We start from the raw sequence: 12,168 nt of genomic DNA on the forward strand, positions 1-12,168 counted from the left end.
TCGATACCTCTTTTTTAATTCCAGAAATCCGTTTTTTCTTTAAGATCAATTGATTTCGCTTTGAAAACAGGATTCTTTCCTTCTTTCTTCTGCCTTGTATAGTCATCGAGACATTTGAAAGCAGTCCCTCCGAGAATCAAAATGATCGGAATGTTGATCAATGCCATAATACCCATCAGGACGTCCGCTGTGTTCCACGCAACCGTGAAGTCGAGTTGCGCGCCGAAAAAGACGATAACGACGGCAGCGAGTCTGAATAGTGTAAGACCCGTTTTGCCCACTTCTTTTTTATTCAAATACTTAAGATTCGATTCCGCATAGAAGAAATTCCCGATAAGCGACGTGAACGCAAAGCAGAACAGCGCAAACGTGATGAACCAAACACCGAATTCTCCGAATGTCGACGAAAGGGCTGCTTGCGCGTAAGGAACTCCCGCCATGCCTTCTGTAGGCACTACGCCCGAGCTTAACAGCATGAACGCCGTTGCCGAACAGATCAATAACGTATCGATGAACACCGACAGCATTTGGACGAGACCTTGCTTCGCAGGATGGGAGACACTAGCCGCTGCAGCGGCGTTCGGTGCAGAACCGACACCCGCCTCGTTGGAATAAAGGCCCCGTTTAATCCCGTACATGATGACAGAACCGGCGAAACCACCAAATGCCGATTTGAAATCGAATGCCGATGTAAAGATATCAACGAACATACCCGGTACAAGGTCCAAATGCAGGACGACCATAATAAGCGCCACACCGATGTAAGCAATCGCCATGACTGGAACGATGATACTAGTAATTTTACTTAGCGTTTTTCCGCCTCTGAAAATACTCAAACCTGTCAGAAGCGCTAAAATCGCACCGATGATGAGCGGAGTCGATGAATTGTAGAATGAATACCCTTCAAATGCTGATGCAATGTTGAAGGAAGCGACCATATTAAATCCGCCCATATACGTCAAAATGAGCGCGACAGCGAAAACGACACCTAAAAATCTGCTTTTAAGCGCCGCTTGGATGTAGTATGCCGGCCCCCCGTACGAGCCGCCGTCTTGATCCCGCTTTTTATAAATTTGTGCGAGCGTACTTTCAACGAACGCGGAAGCGCCTCCAATAATCGCGATGACCCACATCCAAAACACGGAGCCGGCTCCTCCGAGAACAATTGCCGTTGAAACCCCGGCAATATTTCCGACGCCAACCCGTGACGCGGTCGATACCATCAATGCCTCGAAAGCGGAAATCGAATTCTTGTCCTCTTTCGGCTCCGTTACAAGTTTAACGGATTCCTTAAATAGACGAAACTGGACAAACTTCGTACGGATAGTGAAATAAAGACCCGCAACAATCAAAAGAATAATAAGTATGTAGCTATATAACCACGTACTGAAGCTATCAATTAAGTCATTGTACAATTCATACATGTAGCACACTTCCCCTCTAAAAAATTGATGTTTTTTCATGAATCCGCTTTCATTATACAAAGCGGTCATCTACTTTTCGTATTTTATTACAATATAACTTTTTTGTAGATCATGCAATGTAAAATACTGTAATTCAATGCTTGTTATTGAAGAAATATAGGGATAAATACTATTCTCTAAACATTAATTTCTCCCCATTTTCAGTGCGATTTTCGGTGCTTTTTTCGGTGCCTGTGCACGATACAATTATGACAATTCGATTCGATGAATATTTATACCTATTAGCATCAAAGAAACCTTAATTTCACTTACTTTCTATCCTGATTTATGCAATTGTAGTGCATAGTCAGAATTGTTCCGGTGCCTGTGCATGACACAATTATGATAATTCAATTGGATGTATAGTAATACACAGAATTCCAACTAATCCCCCAGCCTCACTGACTTTCTATTTTTCAATATGCAATTGTAGTGCATAGTCAGAATTGTGTGCTGCACAGGCACCGGTTCTTCCAGCGTCTATTTTTCCTCCTGGATTTTTCCATCCTTTTTACAATTGCATATCAAAGCTGTTACAATGCGCTAAAAACGTAGAAAGGGGGTATATAATAGCAGCATATTTAGTTAGAGGTGTATAGTTATGAAGAAGAAACGGTTAACGTGGGTGGATGTCACGAAAGGATTTTTAATGATCCTCGTCGTCATCGGTCATTATCCTGGCGAACTCGATTTTCCACTCGCGAAGTATATTTATTGGTTTCACATGCCTGCATTTTTCATCCTGAGCGGTTTGTTTTTCAAGCCGGTATTGGATAAAAAGGACATGAAACCGACAGTCCATAAGCGTTTTATGCAATTGATCGTCCCCTATCTGTTTTTCCTCGTCAGCATAACGCTGATCCGTTACGGAATGGAAATCGGTTCAGGCAATCGGGACCTGTCATGGTATCTGAATGACCTATGGGCGCTTGCAGTAGGCGGTCGTTTTATTCGCGGAGCATACGGGGTCTTTTGGTTTGTAACGACATTATTTTTCACGTATTTATTTTTCTTATGGCTGACGAAATATTTCAATCGGACGAAACAGATTGTGATTCTCGCCATCTTCTATATCATCGCGCATTTTGAAAGTATCTTCGCCATGCATGTCATCGGCGGAAAACCATCTGAAGCGGCGCAATCGATTCCGATGCTTTGGAACATCGATGTCGCGCTCATGGCAATCGTCTATTTCGCGATCGGGTATTATTTGAAGGATTTTTGGATGAATGTTTCGAAACGATGGATGGTTACGGCTTTGGCTATCAGCGTGACGGCTGTCCTGCTTGATAGCTTCCAAGTCATTGATTACCGACTTAGCATGAAGTTTTTACGGTATGATCATTTCGTATTGGACTTAGTTATCCCGCTTTCATTCACCGTCGTATTGGTCGGCGTGTTCCAGTTCATTACGGCAAAACTGTCGCTCAACTGGTTGCAGAAAATCGAGCAGCACTCGCTGTCCATCATGTATTTGCATATCTTTGCAGACATCATTTTGAACGATTATTTCACTTACGGAATCGTCGGCTTCACGGCGATTGGGGTATTCATCCCGATTATCGTTTCAATTTTAATTCACAAACTGCTTCCGAACGGGAAGATTCTGCTTGGCGGATTTTCACCGAAGAAAAAATCGACACCTATACCGACGTAAAAAAAGCTGGACCTCCAAGAGGTTCAGCTTTTTCACTTATTGTACCATTACTTCATCTAGAGCTTAGTTTGTCGACCCAAACTTCATATCCTCTCCCGTTTAAATGCAGCCCATCCACCGTAAACTTCTTGTCCAACTGCCCGCTCTTATCGGCAAAACTCGAATGCAGATCAATATACTCGATACCGTTTTCATCTGCAATCCGCTGCAATATGTCGTTGAGTTGCTTCACTTTCTTATTCGTTACTTCGTTCCCGAAAAGCCCGTTATTCACCGGCAGGATAGATTGAATAAATAGCTTGGTTTCCTTCCCGTCAAAGGAATCGACTATGGCTTTGACGCGGCTTTCGAAATCTTTCGCATCCGTTTTATAACGAATATCGTTGACCCCGATCATCAAATACGCCTCTTTCGGATTCCGGTCAACCACTTCCTGAATGCGATTCAATACTCCTTTTGCGGAATCATTCCGGATTCCCCGATTCAACACCACTTCGTCAGGGAAATACTCCTGAAACTCCCCGTAATCGGTAATGCTGTCCCCGATGAACACTTTATCCGCATCACTCGCAGCAGAATGTTCGAATACGCTCTTTTTCGTAAAATAATATGCAGAATCCTTCTTAGTGGAAGGCTTCGTTTGCATTTTCGTTTTCACGAATTCAACTCCGCCGATCTGATGCACGACATAACTTCCCGCCCCAATCAACAGGACATTTAAAAGTAATGATATTACCAATAAAATATTTCCTTTTTCCAATCCAGACACTCCTGTTCTTCCACCAATAAAGCATGCTATACCCAAATTTACAGGAAATATAACAATACATTGTTCAGAATCTTTTCGGTGCCTGTGCAAGACACATTTATGACAATTCACTCTGTTGAATAAATAAACAAAAATGCACTTACCGATTATTGACTCAACAACCTCTCGATATTTCTTTATACAATTGTAGTGCATAATCTGAATAGTGTCTTGCACAGGCACCGCTTATAAATTTAAAATTCTTTTTTGTGATAGTATTTTCATATTTTTGTAGGTATAATGAGGTGGTAATATTCTTTTTGTTTTCAATACTTTGGATTCAGTCAGGGGGAGCTTCTTTGTTTAGGCAAAAAGGTAGCGTTCGGAAAAAAATTATTCTAGGGACTTTGATTCCTATTTATCTCCTTACGATGCTGTTCGGCTTTGTGTTTTATTACACGTCGATGCGCATCGTTGAAGTGAATGTCATGCCGGAGTTTGAGAAATCTCTGAGCTCGACGATGGATGATGTGAAGGAGAAAGTGACAGGTCGGCTCGTCAATCGCGCATTGCAGGATAAGAATGCACATAACCAGCTTTTGCACATCATCAATGGAGTAAAGAAAAAAGACGGTGTGGAAAACATTTCGATACATACGAAGGTAGACGGAAAGGACATGTTGCTCGCCTTTTCGGAGTCGACCGATTATCTAGTGCCGCGTTCGTTCAATGAGGATCATAATCAGGCTCTCGATAAAGGAGATGCACTGTTCAGCGGTGTCTATAAAGATGAATACGGCGTACATAAGTCGCTATATTATCCAATTCCTGAGTCGGATACGGTTATTGTTGTGAGCCAAGATGCATCGTCGATCAGTGATTTGCAACGTACGATCATCATCGTAAGCATTGCTCTCATTGTGCTCGGAAGCATCCTTGGCGTCGTAATTCCTTCCATTATTTCGAAGCGAATTACAAATCCACTGCACGAATTAGTGCGTTTCACCGAGGTCATTGCGCGGGGCGACCTCACGCAGACGGTTCAATTGAAGAGCAGGGATGAAATAGGCCGTCTTGCCCATAGTTTTGATCATATGAAAAACGAGCTTAGCAGCATGATTAAGCATGTGAATGCGGCGGCGGACAATGTCGTGAGTTCCTCCAGTGAATTGGCATTTAGCGCCGAGCAGATGAGTGAAGTCGTGAACCAGTCAACCGTTGCGACGCAAGAAGTTTCAACGGCCAGCGAATCGCTTTCTGTTGCAGCGAATCAAAATCTGACGGCACTTGAACAGATTACAACGGGCATTCAGGAAATTGCGGATTCCACGTCGAAAGTTGCGGAAGAGACGTCGGAAGTGACGGAAGCTGCTGAACAAGGAAGCCGGTTGATTACCGATTCAATCGAAGGCATCCATACGATCAACCAATCCGTACAAGCATCGATGAAAATTACGGAAAATATGTATATCCGGTCTGCTGAAATCGAGAAAATCATCGGCATGATCACCGATATTTCCGACCAAATTAACCTTCTCGCATTGAATGCAGCCATCGAAGCTGCTCGGGCGGGGGACGCTGGTAAAGGATTCAGCGTTGTTGCGAGCGAAGTGAGAAAGTTGGCGGAGCAATCTGCATCTTCTGCAAATCAGATCCGCGGGCTCATTACGGAAATGCAAAACGGTTCCCGACAATCCGTCGAGGCAATGGCGCAAGTGTATGCAGACGTCGAGCGGGAAACGGTCATCGTCAACGATGCCGGGCAGACATTCGGTAACATTTTGGCGAAAATCTCGAACATCTCGGAAAATGTCCAATCTGTTTCCGCAACCGTCCAGGAAATTTCTGCGGGCTCCGAACAGATTTTGGCGTCAACACACGATACTGTGCAGTCGCTTGAAACTTCCTCCGGGCATACCCAAAACATCGCCGCTTCCATGGAAGAGCAGCTTGCTTCAATGGAAGAAATGGTTGCGACGACAGAAACGTTGCACGGCTTGGCGAATGAACTGAAAGTGGAAATCAGTAAGTTCAAGGTGGATGAAGAAGTAGTGTTAGTTGATGAAGATCAGATTGAATCGCTAAGTGAACAGAATGAAGAAGTAACGCTTCAAGATGAAAAATCCGTATAAAGCAACACCGCCTGTCAGTTGATGGGCGGTGTTTTTTATTTCTACGATGCGCTTCGTAATTCCTTACGATAATAAAAACCACCGGCCAAAAGGGAAATCCCCCTGCCCGGTGGCACCATCACCCTACTAAAACACCGCTTCCTCAAACCCTTTCACTTGGAGCTCGCCGTTCTCAATCTCCTCGACGAAATGGCAGGCGGCTTTGTGGCCTTTGATCATTGATTCGTGCGTACGTAATCCTGGGATGTCGACTTTGCATTTTTCCTGCGCGAACGGACAGCGCGTATGGAAACGGCAACCTTCTGGCGGATCGATCGGCGAAGGGACATCCCCCGTCAGGACGATGTGCTTTTTCTCGCGTGTCGGATCCGGGACAGGAATGGCGGAAAGCAATGCTTTCGTGTATGGATGCTTCGGATTTTCGAAAATCGAATATTTGTCACCGATTTCGACGATCTTCCCTAAATACATGACGATGACCCGGTCCGAAATATGGCGGACGACACCCAAGTCATGTGATATGAATAAATACGTCAATTTGAAATCCCTTTGTAGATCCTTCAGCAAGTTCAGAACTTGGGCTTGAATGGATACGTCCAATGCAGAAACGGCTTCATCGCATATGATCAGTTTCGGATTGACCGATAATGCCCGGGCAATACCGATACGCTGTCGTTGCCCGCCGGAGAATTCGTGCGGATACCGGTCTGCCTGGTATTCATTCAACCCGACCGTTTCCAGCAGTTCGATGATGCGCGCTCTCCGATCCTTTGCTGGCAATACATTTTGAATTGTCATTGCTTCATTCAAAACACCTGACACGGTTTGCCGCGGGTTAATGGAAGCGTAAGGATCCTGGAAAATAATCTGCAAATCCTTCCGTTGCTTCCTCATCTCCCGTTTTGATAACGATGTCAGTTCCATGCCGTTGAACGTGACGACGCCTTCTGTCGGCTCTTCCAATCGGAGAATGGCACGCCCCGTCGTCGATTTTCCGCAGCCGGACTCCCCGACGATGCTGACTGTCTCCCCTTCGTAAATCGTAAAGCTGATATCATCGACCGCTTTCACATGGTTGACCGTGCGGCCCATCATTCCGCCCTTAATCGGAAAGTATTGTTTCAGCCCCTCGACTTTGAGCAATTCTTTTTTCGCCATAGACAATCACCTCCGATTCGCCTTCCCATTTTTCCGAATAAATCCAGCAACGCACATCGTTCCCTTCATCATCCTTCAACAAATCCGGCATGACGTTTCTGCACAAATCAGTCGCCGCAGGGCATCTCGGCGCAAATCTGCAACCGATCGGCATTTCTTTCGGATTCGGCACATTCCCGCTGATCGACTCCAGCTTTTCAAGTTCGACGTCGTGCCTCGGCAATGAATTCATCAAACCGATCGTATACGGATGCTTCGGCTTTTGGAATAGCGTCACGACGTCCGAATATTCCACGACCTGCCCCGCATACATGACCGCGACATATTCGCATGTTTCCGCCACAACACCGAGGTCATGCGTAATCATAATGACCGACATACCAAGCCGCTTCTGCAAATCCCGGATGAGTCTAAGGATCTGCGCCTGGATCGTCACGTCGAGCGCTGTTGTCGGTTCGTCAGCGATGAGGATTTCCGGATTGCATGCCAACGCCATCGCAATCATGACACGTTGCCGCATTCCCCCTGATAATTCATACGGATATTGCTTCACACGTTTATCCGGGGAAGGAATTCCGACGAGTTTCAGCAACTCGACGGACTTAAGGTGCGCCGCTTTCTTCGATAGATCCTGGTGTTTCATGAGCGACTCGCCAATCTGCTGGCCGACCGTGAAGACCGGATTCAGTGACGTCATCGGCTCTTGGAAGATCATTGAAATCGCGTTCCCGCGGAGATCCCGCATTTGCTTATCCGTATAGGACAGAAGATTCTTCCCTTTAAAATTGACCTCGCCCCCGATGATCTTTCCATTGTTCGCGAGGAGCTTCAAGATTGAAAGCGCCGTAATGCTCTTGCCTGAACCCGACTCTCCGACGATTCCGAGCGTCTTCCCCTGCGGAAGCGTGAAACTTACGCCATCGACCGCCTTCACTTCCCCGTCATCTGTATAAAAGGACGTGCGAAGGTCCCGCACTTCCAATAAAACCTTTTCCATTCCGGACACCCCCTATCAAACATGTATCAATTCAAATCGATCCGCTTGTTCAATACGCGGTACGATATATCGACGAGCAAGTTCACAAATACGAACAGGAATGAAATGACGAGGACAGCCCCTTGAACGATCGGGAAGTCCCGCGTACGGATAGCGTCGATTGTCAGACGGCCCATGCCATTGATGGCGAATATTGATTCTGTCAATACGGCCCCGCCAAGAAAGCCTCCAAATTCAAGGCCGACAACCGTAATGACAGGAATCAATGCATTTTTAAGTGCATGGCGATAAATAACGACGCGCTCTCCCATCCCTTTCGCCCTCGCCGTCCGAATATAATCCTGTCCAATCACATCAAGCATTGACGAACGTGTCATACGCGCAATGATTGCAGCTCCCCCAGTCCCAAGCGTGATGACGGGGAGCAGCATCTGCCTCCAATCATCGCCCCAGCCGGATGCACGCATCTTCATGAATTCCGGCATCCAATCCGGACCGATTGCGAACCATTGGATCAGCATGAGTCCGAACCAGAAATTCGGCATGGACAATCCGAAAAGCGCAACAATCATAATGGAAATGTCCGACCATGTATAATGGCGGACGGCTGAAATGATGCCCGCAATCAGCCCGAGGAACACGGCAAGAATCGTTGCGTAAAAGGACAGCTCAACAGTCGTCCAAAACCGTGCCTTTATTTCATCCGTAACAGCACGTCCGCTACGAACCGAGTTCCCAAGATCGCCTTGGAGAACATTCTTCATATAACTGAAATATTGCACGGGTGCAGGTTCATTCAAACCGAGCTTCTCCCGGATCTGCTCAACCGTCTTCGGGGATGCCCCCTCCCCCGCCATGATCTGCGCAGGGTCCCCCGGAATTAAATACATCATTGAAAACACGAGAATGGAAACGCCCAGCAAGACCGGAATCGTCTGGAGCAGGCGCCTTATAATGAATTTCGACATTTATGTGCCCCCTCCATCACTTATTCATCTTCGGATCAAGCGCATCCCGCAGCCCATCCCCAAAAACATTGAATGCCAAAACGACGATGACGATCGCGACCCCAGGGAATAAAACAAGATGAGGCGCTTGCTGCATATAAGCCCTGCCCTCGCTGAGCATCGCCCCCCATTCCGGCGTCGGCGGCTTTGCACCAAGCCCTAGGAATGCAAGTCCACTTGCTGTCAAAACAGCCGTCGCAATCCGCAACGTCAATTGGACAATGATCGGTGACATAACGTTTGGCAAGATATGTTTGAAAATGATTCTTCCATCTTTCGCCCCTAGCGCTTTAATCGCGTCAATATATTCTAGCTTCCTAACAGATAATGTCGACCCGCGCACAATCCTTGCAAATGCAGGAATGGAAAATATCCCCACCGCAATGATGACGTTCTGCAAACTGCCGCCGAGGACCGATACGATCGCAAGTGCAAGAAGGATACCCGGAAATGCGAGAAGGATGTCCATAATCCGCATGATGAATGTATCCAACTTCCCGCCATAATAGCCCGAAATGATGCCGAAGAAGACGCCGACCACCCCGCCGAGCGCAACCGAAAAGAAGCCGACCTTCATCGTGATCCCCATACCATGGACTATTCTCGTGAAAATATCCCGCCCGTAATTGTCTGTCCCGAACCAATGCTCCGCGGAAGGCGGCTTCAATTTATTCGCAATCTGTGTCGTGTTTGGATCCATCGATGTCATGAATGGACCGAATATCCCGGTGAAAATGAAAAATAAGACAAGGACACCCCCGACTACTGCCGCTTTATTTTTGCGGAGCCTGCGCCAAAATGTCTTGTATGCTTCAACTCTAGGACTGGACCGTTTCTGTCCGATTTGTGCAACAGGTGTATGCTGAACCATGTTTGAACACCTTCCCCCTATTTGTTTTCTGTGAAAAATCAGTATATTGACAGTAGCATATCACGAATAGTCGTTTTGAGGAATGTTTTTTATCATAGTTTTCGATTAATTATAAATAATATAACTTTAAAATAATACACACACTTTTAAGCTGTCTAGCTTCAATGTTTCAATGAGAATGCGGATTCATTGATTAAATTGCAAATACTACTATTAAAATTAGATTATCTTGATTATTCTGAAAGGTATTGTCTGTTTCCATATAGTGTGCTATATTGCATCTAACTATTACAACTTCTAGTAATCTTCAGAAATTGTAGTATGTTAAAAACAAACGGGGGGAACACACATGAAGAGAAATGGCAATGTAAAGTGGCTATTTGTTCTTGCTTTGGCTTTGTCAATGATTCTTGCTGCATGTTCTGGGGGTGGTTCATCTTCTTCGGAAAATGGATCGGGGAATGATATTGACGAAGGCAAAGGGAAAGGGATTGAAGGCGGGGACTTAGTGCTCGCAGTTCTATCGGACGCATCTTCATTGGACCCGGCAGGTTCCAATGACGTTCCGTCTTCCGTTGTACAAGCGAACATTTACGAAACGCTTGTGAAACGGGATGACAACAATAAAATCATCCCTGGTCTTGCGGAAAAATGGGATGCTATCGATGACAAGACTTATGAATTCACACTTCGTAAAGGCGTCACTTTCCATGATGGAGAGCCATTCAACGCGGAAGTCGTGAAAATGAACTTGGAGCGGATCCTCGATGCGGACGTCGCGTCACCGCGTTATTTCCTATTTGAAATGATCACTGACGTAATCGTTAAAGACGAACATACCGTACAAATCAAAACTGAATATCCTTTCGCTCCTTTGCTCGCCCACCTTTCACATAATGGCGGCAGCATGGTGAGCCCGAAATCGATCGAAGCTGATTATGAAGCGATGAAAGGCGGCGAAAAGGCGGGATCCGTCATTGCGACAAACCCTGTCGGCACAGGCTTTTTCAAATTCGATCACTGGACGCCAGGCGATGAAATCAAACTCGTCAAAAACGAAGATTACTGGGGCGACAAAGTCCATGTGGACTCTGTAACTTTCAAAGTCATTCCTGAAAGTGCGGTCCGGAACGCAGACCTTGAAACAGGTCACGTCCATATCGCAGACCCTGTACAGCCGACTGAAGTTGCTGATATCAATAGCAAAGACTTTGCGAAAATCAACCAAAAAGCATCGTCCAGCCTTGCATATTTAGGTTTCAACACGGAAAAAGAACCGTTCAACGATCCAAAAGTACGTAGAGCGATCTCCATGCTTGTGAATAAAGATGACATTAGCGAAGGGGTTTACGACGGATTCGGAATCCCTGCAAAAGGACCTCTTGCACCTGGAATCTTCGGCTATAACGAAGACGCGAAACCAATCGATTACAATTTGGAAGAAGCGAAAAAACTTCTGAAGGAAGCCGGGCACGAGAACGGATTCAAATCTTCCATCTGGACGAATGACAATCCGCAGCGTCAACAAATTGCTGTCCTTATGCAGGAAGAATTGAAGAAGGTCAATATTGAAGTAGAAATTGAAGTGATGGAATTCGGCGCCTACCTTGAAAAGACGGCAAACGGCGAACATGACATGTTCATCCTCGGTTGGTCGAACCCGACAGGCGACGCCGACTACGGATTATACGCGCTGTTCCACTCATCACAACACGGCTCCCCAGGAAACCGTTCCTTCTACGGAAATCCGGAAGTCGACAAGCTGCTTGAAGAAGGCCGACGCGAATCAAATCCAGATGAGCGTATTAAAATCTACAACAAAGTTCAAGAACATCTAATCGAAGACGCTCCGATGGCCTACTTGATCCATACGGAATACCTAACGGGCGTCAGCAACAAAATCAGAGGCTTCTCCATCGGTACAGACGGCATCTATCACTTGCAAGATGTTCAGTTCGTGGAAGAGAAATAACGGGAGGGACGCTACCTTTAGGGTAGCGGGTTCGGTTGATGAGGAGAAAACACAAAAACACATCCCAATTAACAACAAAAATAGCGTTTGATTCGCAACCGAATTGACAGTAGAAAAAGCAAAAAAAAAATGCCCAGGCGTTTATGCCTGAGCATTTTTTCTT

The 12,168-nt window shown here is 45.9% G+C and carries 9 protein-coding genes; 3 read left to right on the top strand and 6 right to left on the bottom strand.

Annotated elements, in window-relative coordinates:
* Positions 1 to 14: 14 nt before the first annotated feature.
* Positions 15 to 1,424, bottom strand: a complete 1,410-nt coding sequence (locus tag AB1K89_RS08595; RefSeq protein WP_413054359.1) for an alanine/glycine:cation symporter family protein — start codon at positions 1,422 to 1,424, stop codon at positions 15 to 17.
* A gap of 640 nt (positions 1,425 to 2,064) precedes the next feature.
* On the opposite strand from AB1K89_RS08595, the gene AB1K89_RS08600 reads away from it, so the two are divergent.
* Positions 2,065 to 3,120 (top strand): acyltransferase family protein, encoded by a 1,056-nt coding sequence (locus AB1K89_RS08600; protein WP_413054360.1) that lies wholly within the window; start codon positions 2,065 to 2,067, stop codon positions 3,118 to 3,120.
* Between the two features lie 52 nt (positions 3,121 to 3,172).
* Here the strand turns inward: AB1K89_RS08600 and AB1K89_RS08605 are convergent, their stop codons facing one another.
* Positions 3,173 to 3,880, bottom strand: a complete 708-nt coding sequence (locus AB1K89_RS08605; protein ID WP_413054361.1) for a GDSL-type esterase/lipase family protein — start codon at positions 3,878 to 3,880, stop codon at positions 3,173 to 3,175.
* 347 nt (positions 3,881 to 4,227) lie between these two features.
* Here AB1K89_RS08605 and AB1K89_RS08610 point away from each other — a divergent pair, with 347 nt between their 5' ends.
* Positions 4,228 to 6,000, top strand: coding sequence for a methyl-accepting chemotaxis protein (locus tag AB1K89_RS08610; RefSeq protein WP_413054362.1), 1,773 nt, complete (start codon positions 4,228 to 4,230; stop codon positions 5,998 to 6,000).
* A 126-nt stretch (positions 6,001 to 6,126) separates the two neighbouring features.
* Here the strand turns inward: AB1K89_RS08610 and AB1K89_RS08615 are convergent, their stop codons facing one another.
* From AB1K89_RS08615 to nikC, 4 genes are read right to left on the bottom strand one after another with little or no spacing between them, the layout of a single operon-like run.
* A complete protein-coding gene (locus tag AB1K89_RS08615; RefSeq protein WP_413054363.1) occupies positions 6,127 to 7,158 on the bottom strand; it encodes an ABC transporter ATP-binding protein in 1,032 nt (343 codons plus the stop codon).
* Positions 7,103 to 8,155, bottom strand: coding sequence for an ABC transporter ATP-binding protein (locus tag AB1K89_RS08620; RefSeq protein ID WP_413054364.1), 1,053 nt, complete (start codon positions 8,153 to 8,155; stop codon positions 7,103 to 7,105). Before AB1K89_RS08620 ends, AB1K89_RS08615 begins: the two co-directional genes overlap by 56 nt.
* Positions 8,156 to 8,181: 26 nt before the next feature.
* Positions 8,182 to 9,123 (bottom strand): ABC transporter permease, encoded by a 942-nt coding sequence (locus tag AB1K89_RS08625; RefSeq protein WP_413054365.1) that lies wholly within the window; start codon positions 9,121 to 9,123, stop codon positions 8,182 to 8,184.
* 16 nt (positions 9,124 to 9,139) lie between these two features.
* The gene (gene nikC / locus AB1K89_RS08630; protein ID WP_413054366.1) at positions 9,140 to 10,033 is read right to left on the bottom strand and encodes a nickel transporter permease; all 894 of its coding nucleotides are present in this window, start codon (positions 10,031 to 10,033) and stop codon (positions 9,140 to 9,142) included.
* Between the two features lie 349 nt (positions 10,034 to 10,382).
* Between nikC and AB1K89_RS08635 the strand changes: the two genes are divergently transcribed.
* Entirely contained in the window at positions 10,383 to 12,005 is a 1,623-nt protein-coding gene (locus AB1K89_RS08635; protein ID WP_413054367.1) for a glutathione ABC transporter substrate-binding protein, read from the top strand.
* Positions 12,006 to 12,168: the final 163 nt, after the last annotated feature.

This window comes from Sporosarcina pasadenensis (assembly GCF_047228845.1).
Taxonomy (GTDB): domain Bacteria; phylum Bacillota; class Bacilli; order Bacillales_A; family Planococcaceae; genus Sporosarcina.

Excerpts from the sequence above, each read along its gene's own strand:
- AB1K89_RS08625 (WP_413054365.1), bottom strand. The coding sequence starts at position 9,123 with ATGTCGAAATTCATTATAAGGCGCCTGCTCCAGACGATTCCGGTCTTG.
- nikC (WP_413054366.1), bottom strand. The coding sequence starts at position 10,033 with ATGGTTCAGCATACACCTGTTGCACAAATCGGACAGAAACGGTCCAGT.
- AB1K89_RS08635 (WP_413054367.1), top strand. The coding sequence starts at position 10,383 with ATGAAGAGAAATGGCAATGTAAAGTGGCTATTTGTTCTTGCTTTGGCT.
- AB1K89_RS08600 (WP_413054360.1), top strand. The coding sequence starts at position 2,065 with ATGAAGAAGAAACGGTTAACGTGGGTGGATGTCACGAAAGGATTTTTA.
- AB1K89_RS08615 (WP_413054363.1), bottom strand. The coding sequence starts at position 7,158 with ATGGCGAAAAAAGAATTGCTCAAAGTCGAGGGGCTGAAACAATACTTT.
- AB1K89_RS08595 (WP_413054359.1), bottom strand. The coding sequence starts at position 1,424 with ATGTATGAATTGTACAATGACTTAATTGATAGCTTCAGTACGTGGTTA.
- AB1K89_RS08620 (WP_413054364.1), bottom strand. The coding sequence starts at position 8,155 with ATGGAAAAGGTTTTATTGGAAGTGCGGGACCTTCGCACGTCCTTTTAT.